This window comes from Hoeflea marina (assembly GCF_003182275.1).
Classification (GTDB): Bacteria; Pseudomonadota; Alphaproteobacteria; order Rhizobiales; family Rhizobiaceae; genus Hoeflea; species Hoeflea marina.
Window position 1 is genome coordinate 1,205,550 of the sequence record NZ_QGTR01000001.1, and the last position, 22,499, is coordinate 1,228,048.

Genomic DNA, 22,499 nt, shown 5'->3' on the forward strand with positions numbered 1-22,499 from the left:
GAACGGTGCAGCCATGTTTCGGTGGTCGTCGAAGTCTTGAGGCGGCATTCAGTTGTAGGTGATGGTCACCACCACGGTGTCGCTGTACTGGCCCGGTGCAGCCGCCTGCGGCGCGACACGGCCGTAGACCGGGAGCGCCTGTTCCGATCCCGCGCCGGTGCCGGTAACCTGGGTGCCGCCATCCATTCCCCAGGGCATGGTGAAGGCGGCATCGGAATAGAGCCCGTAGATGATGGTGTCGCTGCCCGATTGCATCAGCCGCTGCTCCGGGTCGGCGACCCCGCCGAGGCCACCGCCCATGGTGACATGGTAGTTCGTGCCTGGCGTGCAGGTCACGTTGATGCTGCCGCTGGCGGTCACGTCGCTGTCGATGATGCCGTGCAGACCGAAATCGATGTCCTCCACCTCGATGAGGCAATTTGCATCCACGCTCGCCGTCACGCTGAAGCTTGCCTGGGTCAGGGTTCCGGTGGCGGGTGCGGCGCAATCAAGCGTACTGCCCTCGGCATAATAGAAGGCCGCGCCGGCACCCGTGAAGGTTGACAGATAGCTGCCTGTCGCCGCGCCGACCTGGCCGGCCGAGACGCTTCCGTACAGCGTCACCTCGCCGCTTGCCGTACCGCTGGAGGCCGACAGCTGGATTGTCTTGGGCTGGCCCAGCGTCGTGTCGTCGAACGATCCCCAGGAGGCGCCGCGGCCGCTGTCGCCGAACAGCTGGTAGTCGAGTGAATTGCCACCCGAAACGAGGCGCCGGATGCTGCCATTGGCGCCGCCGCTGCCGGCGCCCAGATTGCCGCAGACGGTCACAACCGTTGCGGACTCGGTCACGCCGTCGCAGCTGATGGCCACCTGGGCGCTGCCCTCGGAGGACAGACCCGCCAGGGTATCGACAGCGCCGAAATTCATGTCGTCGATGCTGGCGGTGCAGCTGGCTGCCGCCGCCACCGTGATGCTGGCAGCCAGCGCGGCGGCCGCAAGGATGGCGCGGAGCGCGAGGCTCGGCGGGAGACTATGGCTGGCATATGGCATCGGAAATACTCACTGGCTTGCCCGGCTGGGCGATGTAGTTGAACGCTGCGACACAGGTCGTGCCATCCTGGAGTTCCAACGTGACACGGTTGGTCGCCTGCAGGTTCTCGACGAGGGCCTGGCCGTCATAGCCGACCACAAAGGGCTCCGCGTCCGCCGCGATCCGGCCGATCGCCCCCATCTCGACGGCGGACCCGTCCGGCCTGGTGAAGGCAACAAGGGCGGCGGCGGCATCGGTGTCGACATCGAACTTCACCACGATGCCGGACCGGTCGGCCGGCATGACGACATCCCGGGTGTTGTTGACCACTGCGTCGAGCGGCAGGTCGGTCGGATCGATGGAGATGCGGTTGCGCTGGTAGGAGCGCAGCCGCGGCAGCAGGAGCTTCCCGTTGCGGTCCGTCACGCCAGCGGGGCGGTTTTCGTACTGCACATCCACACCGGGCGCCCCGGCGTCGACGATGGCGAAGGCGTCGCCGATCCGGTTGGAGAAGAACACCCCACCACCCGCGGCTATCACCGCGCCGTCAAGCCTGAGGCTCGCCTGGGTGCCGGTCTCGCGCTGGGCGGCACGGCCGGTGATGTTGCCGACCGAGGTGCGGTAGCTCGCCGAAGCCTGCGTCACCGAACTGTCTGACTGCTGGCGGGCCACGCTCCATCCGTAGTCGCCGATCTTCTGGCCCTGCGAGCGGGTGAGCCGCTCGGTGATGGCATAGTCTCCCTCCTGGTAGGCGGCCGCAGTGGCGGACGTCGTGTCGGCTCCGATCGGGATCACCAGGCTTGCATAGACACCGACGTTTCCTGCCTCCAGGTCCTTGAGTGCCGACACCGAGAACGAACTGCCGCCGAAGACCGGCCGGTTGTAGGATACGCCGACAATCCGGGTGTGGTCTCCCTCCGTTGTCTCGAGATGCGTGTAGCTGAAATTGAGGTTGGAGCTGTCGAACGCCAGCGGCACCGAGACAGCGACCTGCTCCAGCGCCCGGGGCGGATCGGCGGACATCGAAAACAGACCGGTCTCGATGTCGACATCCGCCGCCGTCACCGAGGCGATGTCCTGGTAATGGCCGAAACTGCGCTGCACCCGCGCCGAAAGGTGCAGGCCCAGAAGGTCCCTCTTCAGCGAGGCGACCAGCTGGTGGCCGCGCTCGCCGGAGCTGTAGCTGCCCGCGGCCGACACGGACACGACGCCCAGCACGGGGGCCGCGATCACCACCCCGCCACCGCCGTTGATGAGATCGGCGCCACCCTCCGCATGAGCCTCCAGCGTCAGCCGGTTGGTGATGCCCGTACGGAAGGTGGCCGAGCCATAGGGGCGGCGATCGTAGACATTGGACTCAACGCCGTAGCCGATCCGCGCGAAGCCCACCTCGGCGGAGAAGTCCATCAGGCCCGGGGACAACAGCTGGTTGGAGGTGATGAAGCTGCTTTCGCTCACCACCTCCTGGCCCTGCGCATCCGTGACGACGATACGCGCATTGCCGGCGCCGTCGACGATCGGCAGGTTGGTAATTTCGAAAGGTCCCGCATCAACCGGGCTCGTGAAGCGGCGCGCATTGTTGAGATAGACCTCGACCGTCGAGGGCACGGCGGCGCTGCCCGACAGGCCCGGCACCGGGAAGGTGACCAGGTCGGAGCGCAGCGCGAAGTTCCGTTGGATCTGGAAGCCGCCGAGCCGGGTCGACCGCGTCCACGACAGTCCGCCGGTGATGATGTCGCCTGCGCTGTAGCTCAACATCCGCGACTGGTCCGAATAGCGCCAGGTGGTCTCCAGCCGCGTGTTGTCGAAATAGACATTGTCGGAGGTGCTGGCGATGAAGGATGTGGCGAGCACGCCCAACGGACCGAAGGCGCGAGCCTCGAAGGCGCCGCTGAGCCCGGAAAAGTCGAAGCGCCCGCCGTCGTTGGAATTGTCCATGGCGCCGACCAGCGAATAATTCAGCAGTGCGCCGTAGGAAGACTGCGCCTGCTCTGGCTCCGGCTTCTTGCCGCCGCCGCGCCGCAGCCTGGCGTCGATGATGCGGGGCGCCTGCTGTGCATCATCGGCCGTGAACGCGATGCTCTGGTTGAGTTCGTCAAAGACGAAGCGCACGCCGGGCAGCAGGTCGATCCGGATGCGCCCGTCCGGCAGCGTCGCCACGGCGACCGGCAGGATGCCGACATTGCGTAGCTGGTCGGCTTCGATCGTCAGCGTGCCGTCGGCGTCCTGGTGAAAGGCCGCCACCAGTTCCGTGTCCCTGCCGTTCACCGACACGACCAGGAACAGGTCGCGGCCGACGGCCGGACCGGCGCTTGCCTGGCTGTCAGGCAGATCGCGATCCGGAGACACGTCCCCGGATCGCGCCATCGCCGCGGCGGGCAGGCACATCAGTGCCAACCCGGCAACGGCCAGCCTCAGGCCGGTGGAGCTCGTCACCTCGGCCTATTCGGTAAAGCGGACGGGTATCGAATGACGGACCAGCACCTTGACCTGCCCCGGCACGCGCTTGCTGGCATCCGGGAGCTCGTCGATGAGCAACCGGTAGGCCTCCGTGCCGGAAACCGGCTTCTTGCTGACGCGGACAACCCGGATGACATTCTCGGACCCGGGCGCGAGCTTGGTGATCGGCGGGCTGGCCACCACATCGGTCGTGGGCTCAAGGCGATCCTTGCCGTTCACCTTGGTCCAGCGGAACACCCGCACCTGGACATTGGTCGCGGTCCGGTCCTCGTTCCAGAGCCTGACGGTGGAAGCCGAAGCCCCCATCTTCAGGTCCAGGGTGATCGGCGAAACCCGCAGGGAGGCAGCCTGTGCTGCCCCCGCAATCAGGCAGGCGGCGAGGCTCGCAGCGATAAGGCGCGTGAAGGTCATGGGATCATCCTTGTCGATGCGGGATTAAAGGCTTGTGCCGTAGGTGATCGTGGCAACCACGGTGTCTTCGTAGGTGCCCGTTGGGACATTCTGCCCGCCATCGACCCGGCCGTAGACCGGGATGATTTCATCTACGCCTGTGGCCACCGATGCGGCGGGAGTGTCGACGCCGGCTTCACTGCCCCATACGACAGTGCGCAAATCGTCCTGATAGAGCGAATAGGTGGCAAAATCGGCAGTGGTCGTGTTGGTCAGTTCGCGCGCAGCCGTGGTCGCAGTGGCGCCAAGGCCGTCTCCGAAGGAAATCACATAATCCGAACCTGCGGTGCATTGAACGGTGACGCTGGTATCCACGTCAATATCGGCATCGACGATGCCGACCGTGCCGAAAGGAAGCGCCTCGGCAGCGATCGTGCATTCGGCCGCAACCGTCATGGATACGGCCATATTGTCGGTTGCCGTCTGCGCGAAGACTGAAGTCGCAGAAAGAATTGTTGCAGCCGAGAGAACTGTAGAGGCAATGAAATACTTCATCATGAAGTCCTTACATTAGAGAGATTTTGGAACAGCGAAGTCATTGCGATGGCTTGGCAACATTGAAAAGGCGCCTCAAACATTAACAAAACGTCAACGTGCCAGTTTTATCTCCGGATGGGACACCAGCCGTCGCAATGGAAATTCGTTCCATTTCAAACCCGCCCCCTCGCCTGAGGGTTAACGAATTGCGCATTGATAATATACGGTTTTCTTGGATTGCCCCGCTTCGTCCGGCAGAATTATGCCGCCCAACGCATTGGCTGCGCGACCATTATCTCCAATGCAGCGGTGCCGAGGAGATCCCGGCGGAGGAGATCGACCGCAGCGCCGGGAGGCTGAATAACCGCGTGTCGCAACGGGGATACTTATACTTAATATTGCTTTTGCACCGAGACAAAAACACCTGCTTACCTTGACTGGCTCGCGCTTCCCCTTGCCCGCGCGGCTCGACCTGATGCACGGCGCCCCGACAGGCCTCACATCCATGCCTCCGCCGTTCCTGCGATCCCAGGCGCCCCGACGGACGCCCGGATCCGTGCCACGCTTCGGTCATGGCCGAAGCATCGGCCGGTGACTTGGACGCCGCGGCGCGCTAGGCTTCTGGCATGACAAACCAGGCAACAGGACTGAGCATAGCGACCGTCGCCGCCTTGATCGGCGATGTCGCGCGCTCCAATATTCTGCATGCGCTGATGGGCGGCAAGGCGCTGACGGCAACCGAGCTCGCCCACCACGCCGGTGTCAGCGCCCCGACAACGTCGGGCCATCTGGCCAGGCTTGTCGACGGAAAGCTGGTGCTGATGGAGAAACAGGGCCGCCACCGCTATTTCCGCCTCGCCTCGCCCGCTGTTGCCGAGATCCTGGAAGGGCTTGGCAATCTTGCCGCCGCGGGCCCGGCGCGGCACCGGCCCACCGGGCCGAAGGATCTGGCCATGCGCCACGCCCGCACCTGCTACGACCACATGGCGGGGCGGATCGCGGTGGCGCTGACCGATTCGCTCACCGAACGCGGCCTGATCATCATCGAGGACCGGTCGGGCCTTGTCACAGACGACGGTCGCCGCTTCTTCGCCGGGTTTGGAATCGATCTCGAGTCAAAGCCGAGGACGGCCCGGCCACTCTGCCGCACCTGTCTCGACTGGAGCGAGCGCCGCATGCATCTGGGCGGCCGGCTCGGCGCCTCGTTGCTGGCCAGGTCGATCGAGCGCGGCTGGGTGCGCACCATACGCGACTCCCGCGCCCTGGAGGTCACCCGCGCCGGCGAGCGCGGTTTCACCGAGACATTCGGGATTGCCTCGGAGATGCTGCGGCCTCCCCGCTGACGCCCCGCTTCATCGCGCCTGCAGGCCGAAGCCGTGCATCAGGCGCTTGAGCTGCTGGTCAGGATTGCCGGACGTGAACACCGCCACATCTGGCCCCTCCGGGAACGCCGTGCCCTGCGGCAGGGTCTCGAGAATCGACAGCGCCCGCCGGGCGATCGCCTCGGCCGGATCGATCCAGTCCACCGGCCAGGGCGCGGTCTTGCGCATGCGGTTGGCGAGGAAGGGATAATGGGTGCAGGCCAGCACCACGATGTCTGTGCGTCTGCCGTCGAGTTCAACGAAGCACGGCGCGATCTCTGCGCGCACCGCCTCCTCGTCGACGAAGCCGCGCCGCATATAGGTCTCGGCAAGAGCCGCCAGGTTCTCGCTGCCCACCAGCCGCACATGCACCAGCGTGGCGTAGTCGCGGATCAGGTCGCGGGTGTATTGACGCTTCACCGTGCCGGGTGTCGCCAGCACCGAAACCAGGCCCGAGCTCGTGCGCTCGGCGGCTGGCTTGATCGCCGGCACGGTGCCGACGAAGGGAGTGGCCGGATAGGCGGCGCGCAGGTCGGCCATCACCACGGTCGAAGCGGTGTTGCAGGCAATGATGACCAGTTCGGGATCGTGTTCGGCGATTAGGCCCGCGAACAGACGGACGATTCGCGCGCACAGCTTCGACTCCTCCCAGGCCCCATAGGGAAAGCCGGCGTCGTCGGCGACATAGACGAAGCGCCGCTCCGGCATGATGACTCGCGCCTCGCGCAGCACGCTCAGGCCGCCGATGCCGCTGTCGAAAACCAGGACCGGACGCTCAGTCATGGCCAGGCTCCGTCCTTGCAGTCCGGCGCGGCGGCGATTCTAGCCGCGAGCTGCCGTCGTTGCGTTGAAAGCGGTCGAGCGAGGCCACCAGGCCGCGCAGCACGCTGATCTCCAGTGTCGTGAATCCGGGACGGGTCAGCACCGCGCGCAGGTTTTCCGTGGCCTTTGCCCGCTTGCCCGCGGAGCGAAAATAGCCGCGCGCCGACAGCGCCTCCTCGATCTGCTCGAACAGGCCGTAGAGCTCCTGCTTCGGCGCCGGCTCGATCGCCGGTCCGGCGAAGGCCGGTGCGGTCGCGTCGGAAAGCCCCGAACTCATCCATTCATAGGCCATCAGCAGCACCGCCTGGGCGAGATTGAGCGATGCGTGCGAGGGATTGACCGGAAACGTCACCAGTTCGTCGGCAAGCGCGATCTCGTCGTTGTGCAGGCCCGTCCGCTCGCGCCCGAAGATGATGCCGACCTTCTCGCCGCCCGAAAACCGCTGCCGCAGCGTCCGCCCCGCTTCCACCGGCCCGCGCACCGGCTTGTGGCCGTCGCGTTCGCGCGCCGTCGTCGCATAGGTGAAATTGAGATCGGCGAGTGCGGCCTCCAGGGTGTCGAACACCTGCGCACCCTCGATGACATGGATGGCGCCGGCGGCGGCACTTTCCGCCTTCTCGCTCGGCCAGCCGTCGCGGGGGGCCACCAGCCTGAGATCGGCGAGGCCGAAATTGGCCATGGCGCGCGCCACCATGCCGATATTCTCGCCCAGTTGCGGCGCCACCAGCACGATCGCCGGGCCTTCCTCGATGCGGGGCCGCAATTTGTCCGTTCCCGCCATCAGTCAGCCCTGCCCTGCTCCAGGCGCCACTCGTCTTCGAGGACGGCATAGTGAAATTCTTCGTCCCAGCGCCCCTTGAAGATCGCGTGCTCGCGGAAATGCGCCTCCCGCCGCATCCCGAGCCGTGCCATGAGCTTCCAGGACGGCTCGTTGCGCGCATCGCAGCGACCGCAGATCCGGTGCAGGCCGTAGATCTCGAATCCGAATCGCATCAGCGCCGCCACTGCCTCGCTGCCCAGTCCCTGGCCGTGGAAATCCGGGTTGAAGGTGAATCCGACCTCCGCCTGCCGCGCCGCGCGATCGGTGAACAGCAGCACCATGTCGCCGATGATCCGATCAGATCCCTTCAGGGTCACCCCCAGGACCAGTGCCTTCGCCTCGGGGTCGGTGCCGTCGAGATCGGCCCATTCCGCCAGCCGGTCGGCCACATCGTCGGCGCTGCGCTCGGTCCACGACTGGTAGCGCGCCACCGCTTCGAGACGGTGATAGGCATGCACGGCCGCGCCATCTCCCGCCCTGAGGGGTCGCAGCAGCAATCGCTGCGTCGCAATCGGATAACTCAATCCAGGCACCGGCAATCCCGCTCTTCGAAGGCCGTCACCAGTACTTGTCCCTTGGGGCACAATCAAGGCTTGCCGCGGCAAACGCCGCGCCGGGCGCCGTCAGCCGCGGCTTCGCCGCATTCGCCGGAGCCGCGCTTTGCACATCCGCGCGGGAATGCTATAGCCCAACCATTCGGCCCTGGGGCACCCAGGCATTCTTCAAAACACACTGCGCGGAGCATATTCATGGGCAAGATCAAGGTGGCCAATCCGGTCGTCGAACTCGATGGCGACGAGATGACCCGGATCATCTGGGACTTCATCAAACAGAAGCTGATTCACCCCTATCTCGACATCGACCTGAAATATTTCGATCTCGGCATGGAGAATCGCGACCTCACCGATGACCAGGTCACCATCGACGCGGCCAACGCCATCAAGGAGCACGGCGTCGGCGTCAAATGCGCCACCATCACGCCGGATGAAGACCGCGTGAAGGAATTCGGGCTCAAGAAGATGTGGCGCTCGCCCAACGGCACCATCCGCAACATCCTGGGCGGGGTGATCTTCCGCGAACCGATCATCGCCAAGAACGTTCCGCGCCTGGTCCCGGGCTGGACCAAGCCGGTCATCGTCGGTCGCCACGCGTTCGGCGACCAGTACCGCGCCACCGACTTTAAGTTTCCCGGCAAGGGCAAGCTGTCGATCAAGTTCGTCGGCGAGGATGGCCAGGTGATCGAGCACGAAGTCTATGACGCGCCGTCTGCCGGTGTCGCCCTGGCCATGTACAACCTCGACGATTCGATCCGTGATTTCGCCCGCGCATCGCTCAATTACGGCCTGTCGCGCGGCTATCCGGTCTATCTGTCAACCAAGAACACCATCCTCAAGGTCTATGACGGCCGCTTCAAGGACATCTTCGAGGAGGTCTACCAGGCCGAGTTCGTCGACAAGTTCAAGGAAGCCAAGATCATCTATGAGCATCGACTCATCGACGACATGGTGGCCTCGAGCCTGAAGTGGTCCGGCGGCTATGTCTGGGCCTGCAAGAATTATGACGGCGACGTGCAGTCCGACACCGTGGCGCAGGGCTTTGGCTCGCTCGGCCTGATGACCTCGGTCCTGGTTACTCCGGACGGCAAGACCGTGGAAGCCGAAGCCGCCCACGGCACCGTCACCCGGCACTACCGCCAGCACCAGAAGGGCGAGGAAACCTCGACCAACTCGATCGCCTCGATCTTCGCCTGGACCCGTGGCCTCGCCCACCGCGCCAAGCTCGACGACAACGCCGATCTCGCCCGTTTTGCCGATACGCTGGAGAAGGTCTGCGTCGACACCGTCGAATCCGGCTTCATGACTAAGGATCTGGCGCTGCTGATCGGCCCCGACCAGCCCTGGCTGTCGACCACCGGCTTCCTCGACAAGGTCGACGAGAACCTGCAGCAGGCCATGGCCTGAGCCTAGCCTCGCCATCTGATTAAGCCTGTCGGGCGCGTCACCTTGTGGCGCGCCCGATTTCATTTCAGAGCCTTTCGGAGCCGCATGCGCCGGCTGCCGCAAGCGCCTACCCCGCCGAGTCGGGTGCGCGCAAGTTGAGCGAGATCATTACCAGGCCGATCGCCAGCACCGACAGCGCCGCTGTGCCCCAGAAGGCTTGCGCGCCGAACAGGCCGAAGGCAAGACCGAACAGCGACACGACGATGATCGACGCCGCCTGCTGCATGACCCCGAACAGGCTCTGCGCCTCCGCCGCCACCGATTCCTCTGTGCGCTTGGTGATGAAATAGAGGCATCCAAGATAGGCGAAGGTGAAGGTGACCGCCTGCCCCATCTGCAGGATCACCAGCACCCAGACCGGCGGTGACAACGCCATCACGGCCCAGCGCGCGACCGCCGCCACCGCGCCGACAAGGATCAGGTGGCGCGCCGAGAAGCGCAGATTGATCCGCCGCCATCCGAACATCGTCGCCGCCTCCGCGGCGCCGCCGATGGCGATCAGCGTCCCGATCACCGGCCCGGAGATGCCCTGCTCCTTCCAGACCAGCGACGAGAACGCGTTCATCACCATGTGGTTGGCAAACAGGATGGCGCCGGCAAATATCGGCAGCAGCACCCAGGGCTCGAAACTTTCGATCAGCCGCCGCGACAACAGCCGCCCGCCCGACAGGTTACGCTCGGCATCGACGTCGCGCATCGGCGGCAGCAGCCACGCCATGCCAAAGCGGACAAAGCAGGCAACGGCAAACAGCCAGACAAAAGCATCCGGCCCGCGCCATTGCACGAAATAGCCGGTGACAAAGCACATCAGCAGGTAGCCCACCGTGCCCCAGGCCCGCGTCGTGCCGAAGGAAAAACCGCGCCTCAGGGACATCCGCATGGTCGCGGCGTCCGCCACCGGCCCGGCCAGGCCCGCGGGCACGATCGTCAGCGTCCAGACCACCAGGATCAGCCAGAAGCCATCGGCAAGCCCGAGCAGCAGCGAGGCAACGGCGGCAACGGCGGTGCCGATCATGATCGCCAGCTTCCAGTCCGGCGCCCGGTCGGCAATGCGGCCGAAGAACACGCTGGTAAGCAGCAGCGCAAACATCGGCACAGTGTTGATCAGCCCGATCTGGGCGTCGGAAACGCCCTTGTCGTTGAGCCAGATCGGCAGATAAGTGACCGTCACCGCCACCGAGAGATAGGCCGAGAGATAATAGCGGGTGGCCGCAAACTGGGGTGTCGACATATGCGTTGCCTGCGGCCGGTTGGAAAGGTCGGACTGTCATCCGGCCTGCTTCCGTCGGGGAGGAAGCGCGCAACCGGTGCTTCCGCAGTAATCCGGTTGCGCCCGCAGCACAAGCTTGGGCGAGCAGGCGTTCACCGGTCCAAATTGCAGCTCAAGGCTGGCCGCTTCCCTGCTGCCAGCCGGAGAACAAATGCATATGGCCCACTGCTGCCCGCGCTCGCCGATGCAACAATGTCCGGAGTAAAAACCTTGAGCGCATGGTCAGCTCGCTCGACCTGGCGGCCACCTGTAAAGGTCAGCCGTAAAGACTATTCAAAACATTGAAATAGCTAAACATTTCTTTGCGTTACATTGCGCCACGGATCACGTCAGCGCTGGATGCAACACAAACAACCGTCGGGGTTGAGCTTCCAATCTGGCGCAGGTTGAAAGCATTGATTGGATTTGCTTTTGCAAAGATGGAAAATGGACTTGCAAAAAACCTTGTAGATCTTCCCGCCGCTCCATCTCCATTTCAACAAACCTCGCCCAAGGGTTGAGGGCGAGAGATTCCAAACCATTGATTTTAAATATTTTTCAATTCGCTGCTAAAGACTGGTTGCAATTTATCGTTTAAGAGCGAGGGACATTCCCGTGCGCTGGATCCCTCCGATTCGCGATGAAACTTATATTTCGACCATCCCTTCGTTGAGCTTTGAGGATCCCATGCCCCACACACTGCCTTCGCCCACCTCATCCGCCAGCTCAGCCAGCCCGTCAAGCCTCGCGCGCCGCCGTCAGGCGCTGCTGGCGACAGTTGCTGCAGTGACGCTGCTGTTCGGCACCCCGGCATGGGCTGACGGAGGCAATGGTGGCGGTTCGGGGGGAACTGGTGGCACGACGGGATCGGCCGGGGGCAACTCGCCGGGCGGCGGCGGCGGTGGCGGCGGTGGCGGCTCGAGCCTGACTGAGTCTAGCACCGCGGGCGGCACCGATGCCGATGGCGGCGGCGCAGGCGGCGCAGGCGCCGACGTCAGAAATGATGGCGGAGCAGCTAGCGGGGTAGGCTTCGGGTCGAGCCTTTCGGGCTATGCTGGAGGGAACGGACAAAACGGTGGTGCGTCGGTCGCCAGCGGCGGCGGCAGCGGCGGCGGCGGCGGCGGCGGCGGCATCGTCGCAACCACAGGCCTGCCGGGTTACTCAGTTAATAATACAGTCGTTTTGACTGGAGGCGCCGGCGGCAACGGTGGCGATGGCTATGGGGGCACCTTTCCCTTCGGCGGCAGCGGTGGCAATGGTGGCGATGGTGGCATCGCAATTTACTTCAGAAACTCCGGCTCTCTCTCCAACACCGGTACGCTTGCCGGCGGCGCGGGCGGAGTCGGCGGTGCCGGTGGGTCAGCGACCATCGCCAACGGCTTGGACGGCGCAGCCGGTGCGGGCGGCGCGGCAGTTTTCGGGGCGAGCATCGCGATCACCAACTCGGGCACGATCTCCGGCGGCCTCAGCGGTGACGGCGTGACCCGTGCCAACGCCATCACCTTCACCGGCGGCATCAACACGCTGACAAGCGACGGCGGCACGATCAACGGCGCCATTTCGGTAAACGGCACCCTCCTTCTGGAGCAAAACGACAGCACGGCGACCTACTCCAACGCGTTCACCGGGGCGGGCGCGCTGGGAATCACCGGCAGCAAGACCGTCACGCTCAGCGGCTTGAACGAACACACCGGCGGCACGACGGTTTATGCCGGCACGTTGTCGGTTTCGAGCGACGCCAATCTGGGCTCGGGCGCACTGACGCTGAGCAGCGGCACGCTGGACGTGACCGGCGATACCAACGTGGACAACGCGATCATCCTGGGATCGGGCACATCCTCCACGATCGGCGCCATCAACGCCTCGGTTGCGGTGAGTGGAATCGTATCGGGCGACGGCAGCCTGATCAAGAGCGGCTACGGCTCGCTGGAGCTCTCCGGCATCAACAGCTATACCGGCACCACCACGGTCACGGCAGGCAACCTGGTGATCGCCTCCGACAGCAATCTGGGCGCCGACGCCCTGATACTCGATGGCGGCAACCTGACGGTCACCGGCACCACCACCATCGACAACGCGATCGTTCTGGCGGGCACGGCCAACTACATCGACGTCGGCGGCGCGGTCACCGTAAGCGGTGTCATTTCCGGTGCCGGCGGCCTGATCAAGACAAGTCCGGGCACACTGGTGCTCTCCGGCACCAACACCTACTCGGGGGTGACCAATATCTCCGGCGGCATTCTGTCCGTCTCGCGGGACGCAAACCTCGGCACGGGCGCCGTGACCATCGGCGACGCCACGCTGCAGGTGACAGGCACCAGCTACACCTCGACCAGCCGCGGCATCACCCTGGCCTACGGCGGCGGCACCATCGAGATCGTCGAGGCCGAGGCAAGCCTTACGGCATCCGGTGTCCTGTCGGGTGGCCACGCCTTGACCAAGACCGGCGCCGGCACGCTGGTGTTGTCCGGCACCAACACCTACACCGGCACCACCACGGTCAATGGCGGAACGCTGTCGATTGCCAGCGACGCCAATCTGGGCTCCGGCGCCGTAACCGTCAACAATGCCACTCTGGCGGTCACGAGCGACGCGACGATCGACAACGCCATCGCCCTGCAGAACACCGGCACCATCGATATCGCCAACGCACAGGAGGTCGCCGCAAGCGGTGTCCTGAGCGGCAATGGCGACATGATCAAGACCGGCGACGGCTCCCTGACGCTGTCGGGCACCAACACCTACACCGGCACCACCACGGTCAATGGCGGAACGCTGCAGATTGCCAGCGACGCCAATCTGGGCTCCGGCGCGCTGACTCTGAACAACGGCACGCTGGCGGTCACGAGCGACTCGATAATCGACAACGCGATCGCCCTGCAGGGCACCGGCACCATCGATATCGCCAACGCACAGGAGGTCGCCGCAAGCGGTGTCCTGAGCGGCAATGGCGACATGATCAAGACCGGCGCCGGCTCCCTGACGCTGTCGGGCAACTCGATCGCCTTTTCCGCCTACACCACCGTCAGCGAGGGCGTTCTCCTGGTCAACGGTATGCTCGGCGTCTCCCAGGTCGTGGTGGATGTGAGTTCCGGCGCCACGCTCGGCGGTTCCGGCACGATCGGTGGAGCCGTGAGTCTCCGGACCGGCGCCACGCTGGCAACGGGCAACTCAATCGGCACGCTCAGCGTTTCGGGCAATTTCACCTTCGAGACCGGCTCGACCTACGCGGTCGAGACCGATCCCGACAACACCTCCAGCGATCTTCTGCATGTGACAGGGGCCGCAACGCTTGCCGGAACCGTCCAGCATGTCGGCCTCGACGGAGTCTACGCGCAGACATCTGTCTATACGATCCTCACCGCCGACGGCGGCTACGGAGATACCAGGTTTGACGGTGTCGCCTCCGACTACGCCTTCCTCAACTCCTCGCTCGACTATGTCGGGAATTCGGTCGATCTGGTGCTTGAACGAAACGACGTCGAGCTTCCCGACGTGGCCACCACCCCGAACCAGGTCTCCACCGCCGCCGCGCTCGGCAGCCTGGCCACCGACAATCCCCTCTATGCCCAGATCCTGGGCTTGTCGGAAAGCGAGGCCCAGGCCTCCTACGACGCGCTTTCCGGCGAGGCTGCCGCCAGCGCCACCAGCGGCCTGATTTCGGGTTCGCAGATGTCGAGCCAGGCGGTGCTTGACCGCATCAACAAGGCCTTCGACGCGCCAAGCGGCGCCGGCACCGGCCTAGCCGAAGGCGACGCAGGCACGGCGGACATGTACACCGGGCGCGCCGTCTGGTCGCGCGGCTACGGTTCCTACGGCACCATGGACGGCAACAACGGCACCGCCGATGTCGATCGCTCCACCGCGGGCCTCGTCGGCGGCATCGACACCGCCATCGGCGACGGACGCATCGGCGTCTTCGCCGGCTACCAGAGTTCGCGCTTCGAGGTCGATGCCCGCGCCTCCTCCACCGATGTGGACAGCTTCCAGGCCGGCCTCTATGGCGGCATGCGTCTGGGCGCCTTCAAGCTCAGTGGCGGCGCGTCCTACAGCTTCAACCAGCTTGACACCAGCCGCCGCGTCGTCGTCGGCAACATCGACGAGCAGCTCACCGGCTCGACCGATGCCGGCGCCTTCCAGGCCTTCGGCGAACTGGGCTACGACATGCATGCCGGTGCGGCCACGCTGACGCCGTTCGTCGGCGCCAGCCTGGTCTCGCTGTCGACCGATGGCTACACCGAAGAGGGCGGCACCACGGCGCTGACCATGTCGAAGTCCACCAACACGGTGACCTTCACGACCATCGGCGCACGCATCGCCTCGGCCTTCGCGCTGGGCGGCATCGATGCGCGGGTCTCGGGCATGGCCGGCTGGCGTCACGCCTTCGGCGACACCACGCCTTACACCGCCAACTCGATCGGTGGCGCGGCCTTCACGGTAGAGGGCACGCCGCTGGCCGAGAATGTGGCGGTGGTCGGCGCCGGTCTCGACTTCGACATGTCTGAGAACACCACGCTCGGCATCGCCTATGAAGGCCAGTTCGGCTCCGGCGTCACCGACACCGCCGGCTCCGCCCGCCTCACCGTCCGCTTCTGACCCGATCGCAGCTCTCGAAGACAGGATTCCCCGGCAGCCAGGCCGGGGAGCCCCCCTCGCCCGATCAGGCGAGCGCCATGTGGATCTCGGTCAGCAGTTCCGGCGGGGCCGCATCGAGCGGCGTGTTGAGATAGAATTCCATCGGCGGCACTTTTGCCGGCGTTTCCCCGCTGCCGGGCAGCCAGGCGCCGAAGAACCAGCCATAGGCCTTGCCCAGCTCCGCATAAGGCCCCTTGTGGGTCAGGATGGCATAGCGGCCCGCAGGCAGCTCGCCGGTCTCGAACCCCTCTGACGCACTCTCGCCTTCGGCAAGCAGCAGCCCCGCGAGCGCCCGCAACTCTTCGGGCGGGGTGATATCTGGATCGTCGAAATACAAAGCCGCCATGCCCTTGCTTTTGGGCTGCAATTGCCGGGCGGCAAGCTCGGCGCCGAACCGGTCGAACGTGGCGCTGATCTCGATATAGGGGCCGATATGGACGAGGCCCCTGACCGTGCCGGCCGGGCGGGTTTCGGTGCGGACGTCATACATGGCGGTGTGCTCCTGCCATTGGTCGTTGTCATAGCGCCGGTGACCGCCCTCGGCGCGATAGCGAAGCGGAGGCATACCATAATCGTCACGAAAGGCCTTGGAGAAGGCCCGCGCATTGGCATAGCCCGAGCGCTCGGCGATTTTGCCAACCGGCTCGGTGCCGGTGGCAAGTTCGAGCGCCGCGCGCTGCAGCCTTAGCCGCCTGACGGTCTGCCACACGGTCTCCCCGGTCAAACCGCGATAGACGCGGTGCCAGTGGAAGCGGGACAGGCAGGCAATGTCGGCGAGTTCGTCGAGATGGAGCGGCGTGTCGAGATGCGCGCCGATATAGGCCCGCACCCGGTTGAGCCTCTCACGATAATCCGCTCTCGCCACCCTCTGCGCCACCTGATGTCCCTCCGTTGGTCGAGACCAAAACAGCACGGACGAAGGTCACAAATCTTGCTGACTTGGTCAGGGACGTCCCTCAAAGAGCTCCTGTTGGCCCGCCAAACGCAAGACGCCCGGCCTGCTGGTCGGGCGTCTCACATGTTCGTACAGGGCACGCAGATCAGCCGATGGCAGCTGCCACGGCTTCGATTGCTGCGTCTGCCTTGTCGCCGTCGGGACCGCCGGCCTGGGCCATGTCGGCGCGGCCGCCGCCACCCTTGCCGCCGAGCGCCTCGGATGCGGCACGAACCAGATCCACCGCGCTCAGCCGCGCCGTGAGATCGTCGGTGACTCCGATGGCAACCGATGCCTTGCCGTCCTCGCCCACGCCGACAAAAGCCACCACGCCGGAGCCGACCGAGGCCTTGCCGGCATCGACCAGACCCTTGAGGTCCTTCGGCGCCACGCCGTGCACCACCTTGCCGAGATATTTGACGCCGCCGACATCGCGGCTCTCGTCGCCACCGGTCGCCGAGCCGCCGAGCGCAAGCTTCTTCTTGGCTTCGGCCAGTTCGCGCTCGAGCTTCTTCCGCTCATCCATCAGCGCCTCGACCCTGCCCGCCACATCCGCAGGCTGAACCTTGAGCATGGCGGCGAGTTCGCGCAGCCGCTCGTCCTGCTCGATCAGGTAGCGCCGCGCTGCCTCGCCGGTCAGCGCCTCGATGCGGCGGACCCCGGCGCTCACGCCGCTGTCGGAGAGAACCTTCACCAGCCCGATGTCGCCGGTGGCGCGCACATGGGTGCCGCCGCAGAGCTCGACAGAATAGGGCCGGTTGGCCTTGGCGCCGGAGATGCCGGTGCCCATCGACACCACACGCACCTCGTCGCCGTATTTCTCGCCGAACAGCGCCATGGCCCCCTCGGCGATCGCGTCGTCCACCGCCATCAGTCGTGTGGTCACAGGGCTGTTCTGGCGGATGATCTCGTTGGCCATCGTCTCGACCTCGGCCAGTTCCACGGCCGAGACAGGCTTTCCGTGCGAGATGTCGAAGCGCAACCGTTCGGGAGCCACCAGCGACCCCTTCTGCGCCACATGGGTGCCGAGCACCTCGCGCAGCGCCTCGTGCAGCAGATGCGTCGCCGAATGATTGGCGCGGATTCGCGAGCGGCGGCCATGATCAACCTCGAGCAGCACCGGCTTGTCCTTGCTCACCGTGCCCTCCGTCACCCGGGCGCGGTGCACGAAGACTCCATCGCCGCGCTTCTGCGTGTCGGTCACCTCGAGCTTGAAGCCCTCACCGCTGATCGTGCCGCAATCGCCCATCTGGCCACCGGATTCGCCGTAGAACGGAGTCTGGTTGACCACAAGGTCGACGCTCTCGCCGGCACTCGCCGACGCGATCTCCTTGCCGTCACGCACCAGGGCGCCGATCACGCCCTCGGCCTGTTCGGTCTCGTAGCCGAGGAACTCTGTCGCGCCGATCCGGTCGCGCAGCTCGTACCAGATTGCCTCGGTGGCGGCGTCGCCGGATCCCGACCAATTGGCACGCGCCTCGGCCTTCTGCCGGTCCATCGCCGTGGCAAAGGCGTCGGTGTCGACGCTGATGCCGCGCGGACGCAACGCGTCCTGGGTCAGATCGAGCGGAAATCCGTAGGTGTCATAGAGCTTGAAGGCCACTTCGCCGTCGAGGCGACCGCCCTCGCCGATCTCGGCGGTCGCCTCGTCGAGCAGTCCGAGGCCACGCACCAGCGTCCTGCGGAAGCTGATCTCCTCGAGCTTCAGCGTCTCCGCGATCATCGATTCGGCGCGGACCAACTCCGGATAGGCGCGGCCCATCTCGGCCACCAGCACCGGCAACAGCCGGTACATGAGCGGCTCCTGGGCGCCCAGGAGATGCGCGTGCCGCATGGCGCGGCGCATGATCCGACGCAGCACGTAGCCGCGGCCGACGGTCGCCGGCAGCACGCCGTCGGCGATCAGGAAGGCGGACGAGCGCAGATGGTCGGCGATCACCCGGTGGCTTGCCCGGTTCTTGCCCTCGGCCGGCACGCCGGTCAACTCCACCGAAGCGGCGATCAGCCGCTGGAACAGGTCGATGTCGTAGTTGTCGTGCTTGCCCTGCAGCAGTGCTGCGACCCGTTCCAGACCCATGCCGGTGTCGATCGACGGCCGCGGCAGGTTGAGCCGCTCGCCGGCGCTGATCTGCTCGAACTGCATGAAGACGAGATTCCAGATCTCGATGAAGCGGTCGCCATCCTCGTCGGCCGATCCGGGAGGTCCGCCCCAGATGTGGTCGCCATGGTCGTAGAAGATCTCCGAGCACGGGCCGCACGGGCCGGTGTCGCCCATCGCCCAGAAATTGTCATTGGTGGCAATCCGGATGATGCGGTCCTCGGGCAGGCCGGCGATCTTGCGCCAGAGATCGAAGGCCTCGTCGTCGGTGTGGTAGACGGTCACCAGCAGCCGGTTCCTGTCGATGCCGAATTCGCGTGTGATCAGGTTCCAGGCAAGCTCGATCGCCCGGTCCTTGAAATAGTCGCCGAAGGAGAAGTTGCCCAGCATTTCGAAGAAGGTGTGGTGGCGCGCGGTGTAGCCGACATTGTCGAGGTCGTTGTGCTTGCCGCCGGCGCGGACGCATTTCTGCGAGGTCGCCGCTGTGGCGTAAGGCCGGTGCTCCAGACCCGTGAACACGTTCTTGAACTGCACCATGCCGGCATTGGTGAACATCAGCGTCGGGTCGTTGCGCGGCACCAGCGGGCTCGAGGCCACCACTTCATGGCCGTTGGCCTTGAAATAGTCGAGAAATGAAGACCGGATCTCGTTTACGCCGCTCATATGCAACCCTTCTCAGTGATGCCGGCGGCACGTCCGCGCCGCCGCAATGCCAGTCCCGTTCCCGGGGACCGCCGCTTTTATCGGGCGCAGGCGGCAGTGTCCAGACGGCGCCCCCTCGGACGTCGACGAAACCGGCGCTGAACCATCCTGCAGGGCCGCCGCCGGACCCGCCATGGACTCCCAGAAACGACAGCGGCCGCCTGATCCCATCAGGCGGCCGGCATAAGGTTGCATTTGAAAGCCGGCGGCGCGCGTCCGGCGCCATCCGGCCGGCAGGGCGCTGCCTCCCGATCACATGTCGGCGGCTTCCTGGTCATCCTCGCCGCCACTGCGGTCTTCATCAAGGAATTTCTCGGCGATCAGGCCGGCATTCTGCCTGAGCAGCAGTTCGATCTCGTCGGCGAGCGCCGGATTGTCGCGCAGGAACTGCTTCGAGTTCTCCCTGCCCTGCCCGAGCCGCTGGCTGTTGTAGGAGAACCAGGCGCCGGACTTCTCGACGATGCCGGCCTTGACGCCGAGATCGATCAGTTCGCCGGTCTTGGACACGCCCTCGCCATACATGATGTCGAATTCGACCTGCTTGAAGGGCGGCGCCATCTTGTTCTTGACCACCTTGACGCGGGTCTGGTTGCCGACCACCTCGTCGCGCTCCTTGACGGCGCCGATGCGGCGGATGTCGAGACGCACCGAGGCGTAGAATTTCAGGGCGTTGCCGCCTGTGGTGGTTTCGGGCGAACCGAACATCACGCCGATCTTCATGCGGATCTGGTTGATGAAGATGACCATGCAGTTGGACCGCGAGATCGAGGCGGTGAGCTTGCGCAGCGCCTGGCTCATCAGACGGGCCTGCAGGCCCGGCAGGCTGTCGCCCATCTCGCCCTCGATTTCCGCGCGCGGCACCAGCGCCGCCACCGAATCGATGACCAGCACGTCGATGGCGCCCGAGCGCACCAGCGTGTCGGTAATTTCCAGCGCCTGTTCGCCGGTGTCGGGCTGCGAGATCAGCAGATTTTCGAGATCAACGCCGAGCTTGCGGGCGTAGACCGGATCGAGTGCGTGCTCGGCGTCGATGAAGCCGCAGATGCCGCCCTTTTTCTGGGCCTCGGCAATGGTCTGCAGCGCCAGCGTCGTCTTGCCCGAGCTCTCGGGACCAAAGATCTCGATCACGCGTCCGCGCGGCAGGCCGCCGATGCCAAGCGCGATGTCGAGCCCCAGCGAGCCGGTGGGAACGGTATCGATCTCGACCACGCCTTCGTTGGCGCCGAGCTTCATGATCGAGCCCTTGCCGAAGGCGCGCTCGATCTGCGAGAGGGCCGCGTCGAGCGCCTTGCTTTTATCCACCGATTTTTCCTCTACCAACCGCAAAGAGTTCTGTGCCATTTCGTCCACCTTTAGGTTATCGTGCCGCCACAGGCAATGTATGCCTTCATGTCTATTTTGTACCGCATTTGTTCCCTGTTGGCAAGACCCCATTAACCCTATGAAACAAGATGAATAATCGGCCCATGTTCTTTTTTTGTTTTAGCTGTGCGGATCGGCCGCTTCGCCGGCCCTCGCTGAAGGCTGCAGCCTGCCTCGGCGCAGCTGCCGATTCGGTTTTTGCGCCGTCGCGGCCGGGCCTCGGCTAGATGGCGCGGATCCTCGCCGTCGGCGGCGCCCACATCGATCGCAAGGGCTGGCTCAGGGCGCCGCATGTCCCCGGCGCCTCCAATCCGGGCCGCTGGGAGATCGAAGCCGGCGGCGGTGCCTTCAATGCGGCGCGCAATCTTTCCCGCCTCGGCCACCGCGTCACGCTGGTCTCGCCGCGCGGCGGCGACGACAACGGCGACCTGGTGGCCCGCGCCGCCGAGGCGGCCGGCGTCGAGGACTGCCCGATCACCTTTCTCGACCGGGCGACGCCCAGCTATTCGGCCATTCTCGAACCCGACGGCAATCTGGTGACCGCGCTCGCCGACATGGCGCTCTACGACATGATGCCGGCGCGCCGGCTCATCAGCAGCCGGTTCCGGGCGCGGCTGGCGGCGACCGATTTCATCATCTGCGATGCCAACCTGCCCGCCGACACCATCGCGGCGCTGGCGCAGGGAGCGGCCGCCCGCCGCATCCCGATCGCCGCCATCGCCATCTCGCCGGCCAAGGTGGTGCGCCTCATCCCCGCGCTCGCCTGTCTTGATCTGGTCTGCATGAACAGCGCCGAGGCCGCCGCACTCGCCGGCGCCGCCGCGTCGCCGGCCGACTGGCCCGCCCTGCTCGGCGGGCGCGGCCTGCGCGGAGGACTTGTCAGTTCGGGTGAAGGCCCGGCGCTTGCCTTTGCGGCCCGTCGCGGCGAGGTCGTGCTTGCCCCGCCGCCGCTCGTCGATCTGGCCGATGTCACCGGCGCGGGCGATGCGCTCGCCGCCGGCTTCGTCGACGGCCTCGTCGCCGGCCTGGAATTGACCGATTGCCTCGCCCGTGGCATTGCCTGCGCGCAATTGACGGCCCGGATCCGCGGCGCCGTGCGGGCCGATCTCTCGCCCGGCCTGGTGACCGCGGCGCTGGCCGATTGTCCGATCCATATCTGAGACCGATGAAGGAGAGCGACCGCCATGGGCCTGACCGAATTCACCTGGGACACGACGCCGGAAGTGGCCGGCGCGCTGGCTGAAGGCCGCCCGGTGGTGGCGCTCGAATCGACGATCATCACCCATGGCATGCCCTGGCCGGGCAATCGCGCCATGGCGCTCGACGTCGAGGCCGCCATCCGCACCGGCGGCGCGGTGCCGGCGACCATCGCGGTCATCGAGGGTAGGCTCAAGATCGGCCTCGACGAGGCGGAGATCAGCCAGCTGGCGCAGGCCTCCGGAGTGATGAAGCTCTCACGGGCCGATTTCGCCTTCGCGCTCAGCCGGCGCCGCACCGGTGCGACCACGGTCGCCGCCACCATGATGGCGGCCCATCTTGCCGGAATCCGTGTCTTTGCCACCGGCGGCATCGGCGGCGTGCACCGTGGGGCAGAACAGAGCTTCGATGTCTCGGCCGATCTCGACGAGCTCGCCCGCACCCCGGTGATCGTCGTTTCCGCCGGCGCCAAGGCGATCCTCGACATTCCGAAAACCTTGGAAGTGCTCGAGACCCGCGGCGTGCCGGTGGTGGCCTACGGCCAGGACGAGATGCCCGCCTTCTGGTCGCGCTCCTCCGGCCTGCCCGCCCCGCTCCGGCTCGACACCGCCGACGCCATAGCCGAATTCGAGACCACCCGCCGGGCGCTCGGCGGCCATGGCGGCATGCTGATCGCCAATCCGGTGCCGGTAGCCGATGAAATCGCGGCCGGCATAATGGGGCGCCATATCTCCGCAGCATTGGACAGGGCCAAGGCCGATGGCATCTCCGGCAAGGCGGTCACGCCCTATCTGCTGTCGACGATTTTCGACCTCACCGATGGCGCCAGCCTGAAGACCAACATCGCGCTGGTGCAAAACAATGCCCGGCTGGCCGCCGCAATCGCCGTCGCCCTGGCGACGGTCTGATCGGCCGCCATACAA

At 65.6% G+C, this 22,499-nt stretch carries 16 protein-coding genes; 5 read left to right on the plus strand and 11 right to left on the minus strand.

Annotated elements, in window-relative coordinates:
* Positions 1-48: 48 nt before the first annotated feature.
* Genes DFR52_RS05450 through DFR52_RS05465 form a run of 4 tightly spaced genes read right to left on the minus strand, consistent with a single transcriptional unit; the run spans position 49 to position 4,414 of the window.
* On the minus strand, positions 49-1,029 hold the full coding sequence (locus DFR52_RS05450) for a Csu type fimbrial protein (protein WP_110030838.1): 981 nt from the start codon (positions 1,027-1,029) through the stop codon (positions 49-51).
* Positions 1,010-3,445 (minus strand): fimbria/pilus outer membrane usher protein, encoded by a 2,436-nt coding sequence (locus tag DFR52_RS05455; RefSeq protein ID WP_146215541.1) that lies wholly within the window; start codon positions 3,443-3,445, stop codon positions 1,010-1,012. Before DFR52_RS05455 ends, DFR52_RS05450 begins: the two co-directional genes overlap by 20 nt.
* A 6-nt stretch (positions 3,446-3,451) precedes the next feature.
* A complete protein-coding gene (locus DFR52_RS05460) occupies positions 3,452-3,880 on the minus strand; it encodes a fimbrial biogenesis chaperone (protein ID WP_110030840.1) in 429 nt (142 codons plus the stop codon).
* Between the two features lie 24 nt (positions 3,881-3,904).
* A complete protein-coding gene (locus DFR52_RS05465) occupies positions 3,905-4,414 on the minus strand; it encodes a Csu type fimbrial protein (RefSeq protein ID WP_158284861.1) in 510 nt (169 codons plus the stop codon).
* 608 nt (positions 4,415-5,022) lie between these two features.
* Between DFR52_RS05465 and DFR52_RS05470 the strand changes: the two genes are divergently transcribed.
* Complete coding sequence (locus DFR52_RS05470) at positions 5,023-5,739, plus strand: ArsR/SmtB family transcription factor (RefSeq protein ID WP_110030842.1); 717 nt, start codon at positions 5,023-5,025, stop codon at positions 5,737-5,739.
* Positions 5,740-5,748: 9 nt separating this feature from the next.
* On the opposite strand, the gene murI is transcribed toward DFR52_RS05470, so the two are convergent.
* The 3 genes from murI to DFR52_RS05485 are packed head-to-tail and all read right to left on the minus strand — an operon-like array spanning position 5,749 to position 7,932.
* Positions 5,749-6,540, minus strand: a complete 792-nt coding sequence (murI, locus tag DFR52_RS05475) for a glutamate racemase (RefSeq protein WP_110030843.1) — start codon at positions 6,538-6,540, stop codon at positions 5,749-5,751.
* The gene (locus DFR52_RS05480; RefSeq protein WP_110030844.1) at positions 6,533-7,360 is read right to left on the minus strand and encodes an RNA methyltransferase; all 828 of its coding nucleotides are present in this window, start codon (positions 7,358-7,360) and stop codon (positions 6,533-6,535) included. Before DFR52_RS05480 ends, murI begins: the two co-directional genes overlap by 8 nt.
* Positions 7,360-7,932, minus strand: a complete 573-nt coding sequence (locus DFR52_RS05485; protein ID WP_110030845.1) for a GNAT family N-acetyltransferase — start codon at positions 7,930-7,932, stop codon at positions 7,360-7,362. Before DFR52_RS05485 ends, DFR52_RS05480 begins: the two co-directional genes overlap by 1 nt.
* A 216-nt stretch (positions 7,933-8,148) precedes the next feature.
* Here DFR52_RS05485 and DFR52_RS05490 point away from each other — a divergent pair, with 216 nt between their 5' ends.
* A complete protein-coding gene (locus DFR52_RS05490) occupies positions 8,149-9,360 on the plus strand; it encodes an NADP-dependent isocitrate dehydrogenase (protein ID WP_110030846.1) in 1,212 nt (403 codons plus the stop codon).
* Between the two features lie 106 nt (positions 9,361-9,466).
* Here DFR52_RS05490 and DFR52_RS05495 read toward each other — a convergent pair whose 3' ends face one another.
* Complete coding sequence (locus DFR52_RS05495) at positions 9,467-10,630, minus strand: MFS transporter (RefSeq protein ID WP_110030847.1); 1,164 nt, start codon at positions 10,628-10,630, stop codon at positions 9,467-9,469.
* 705 nt (positions 10,631-11,335) lie between these two features.
* On the opposite strand from DFR52_RS05495, the gene DFR52_RS05505 reads away from it, so the two are divergent.
* Positions 11,336-15,244, plus strand: coding sequence for an autotransporter domain-containing protein (locus DFR52_RS05505; protein WP_158284862.1), 3,909 nt, complete (start codon positions 11,336-11,338; stop codon positions 15,242-15,244).
* Between the two features lie 64 nt (positions 15,245-15,308).
* Here the strand turns inward: DFR52_RS05505 and DFR52_RS05510 are convergent, their stop codons facing one another.
* The 3 genes from DFR52_RS05510 to recA all read right to left on the minus strand — a co-directional run bounded on the left by DFR52_RS05510 (position 15,309) and on the right by recA (position 20,358).
* The gene (locus tag DFR52_RS05510; protein WP_158284863.1) at positions 15,309-16,160 is read right to left on the minus strand and encodes an AraC family transcriptional regulator; all 852 of its coding nucleotides are present in this window, start codon (positions 16,158-16,160) and stop codon (positions 15,309-15,311) included.
* A 163-nt stretch (positions 16,161-16,323) separates the two neighbouring features.
* A complete protein-coding gene (gene alaS, locus DFR52_RS05515; RefSeq protein ID WP_110030851.1) occupies positions 16,324-18,978 on the minus strand; it encodes an alanine--tRNA ligase in 2,655 nt (884 codons plus the stop codon).
* Between the two features lie 291 nt (positions 18,979-19,269).
* Positions 19,270-20,358, minus strand: coding sequence for a recombinase RecA (gene recA, locus DFR52_RS05520; RefSeq protein ID WP_110031150.1), 1,089 nt, complete (start codon positions 20,356-20,358; stop codon positions 19,270-19,272).
* A 248-nt stretch (positions 20,359-20,606) separates the two neighbouring features.
* On the opposite strand from recA, the gene DFR52_RS05525 reads away from it, so the two are divergent.
* Positions 20,607-21,539 (plus strand): carbohydrate kinase family protein, encoded by a 933-nt coding sequence (locus DFR52_RS05525; RefSeq protein ID WP_110030852.1) that lies wholly within the window; start codon positions 20,607-20,609, stop codon positions 21,537-21,539.
* Between the two features lie 24 nt (positions 21,540-21,563).
* A complete protein-coding gene (locus DFR52_RS05530; RefSeq protein ID WP_110030853.1) occupies positions 21,564-22,484 on the plus strand; it encodes a pseudouridine-5'-phosphate glycosidase in 921 nt (306 codons plus the stop codon).
* Positions 22,485-22,499: the final 15 nt, after the last annotated feature.

What these genes read in the sequence shown, in the direction of transcription:
- DFR52_RS05490 (WP_110030846.1), top strand. Translation starts at nt 8,149, where the DNA reads ATGGGCAAGATCAAGGTGGCCAATCCGGTCGTCGAACTCGATGGCGAC.
- DFR52_RS05495 (WP_110030847.1), bottom strand. Translation starts at nt 10,630, where the DNA reads ATGTCGACACCCCAGTTTGCGGCCACCCGCTATTATCTCTCGGCCTAT.
- alaS (WP_110030851.1), bottom strand. Translation starts at nt 18,978, where the DNA reads ATGAGCGGCGTAAACGAGATCCGGTCTTCATTTCTCGACTATTTCAAG.
- DFR52_RS05505 (WP_158284862.1), top strand. Translation starts at nt 11,336, where the DNA reads ATGCCCCACACACTGCCTTCGCCCACCTCATCCGCCAGCTCAGCCAGC.
- DFR52_RS05450 (WP_110030838.1), bottom strand. Translation starts at nt 1,029, where the DNA reads ATGCCATATGCCAGCCATAGTCTCCCGCCGAGCCTCGCGCTCCGCGCC.
- DFR52_RS05465 (WP_158284861.1), bottom strand. Translation starts at nt 4,414, where the DNA reads ATGAAGTATTTCATTGCCTCTACAGTTCTCTCGGCTGCAACAATTCTT.
- DFR52_RS05470 (WP_110030842.1), top strand. Translation starts at nt 5,023, where the DNA reads ATGACAAACCAGGCAACAGGACTGAGCATAGCGACCGTCGCCGCCTTG.
- DFR52_RS05530 (WP_110030853.1), top strand. Translation starts at nt 21,564, where the DNA reads ATGGGCCTGACCGAATTCACCTGGGACACGACGCCGGAAGTGGCCGGC.
- murI (WP_110030843.1), bottom strand. Translation starts at nt 6,540, where the DNA reads ATGACTGAGCGTCCGGTCCTGGTTTTCGACAGCGGCATCGGCGGCCTG.
- DFR52_RS05460 (WP_110030840.1), bottom strand. Translation starts at nt 3,880, where the DNA reads ATGACCTTCACGCGCCTTATCGCTGCGAGCCTCGCCGCCTGCCTGATT.
- DFR52_RS05525 (WP_110030852.1), top strand. Translation starts at nt 20,607, where the DNA reads ATGGCGCGGATCCTCGCCGTCGGCGGCGCCCACATCGATCGCAAGGGC.
- DFR52_RS05480 (WP_110030844.1), bottom strand. Translation starts at nt 7,360, where the DNA reads ATGGCGGGAACGGACAAATTGCGGCCCCGCATCGAGGAAGGCCCGGCG.
- recA (WP_110031150.1), bottom strand. Translation starts at nt 20,358, where the DNA reads ATGGCACAGAACTCTTTGCGGTTGGTAGAGGAAAAATCGGTGGATAAA.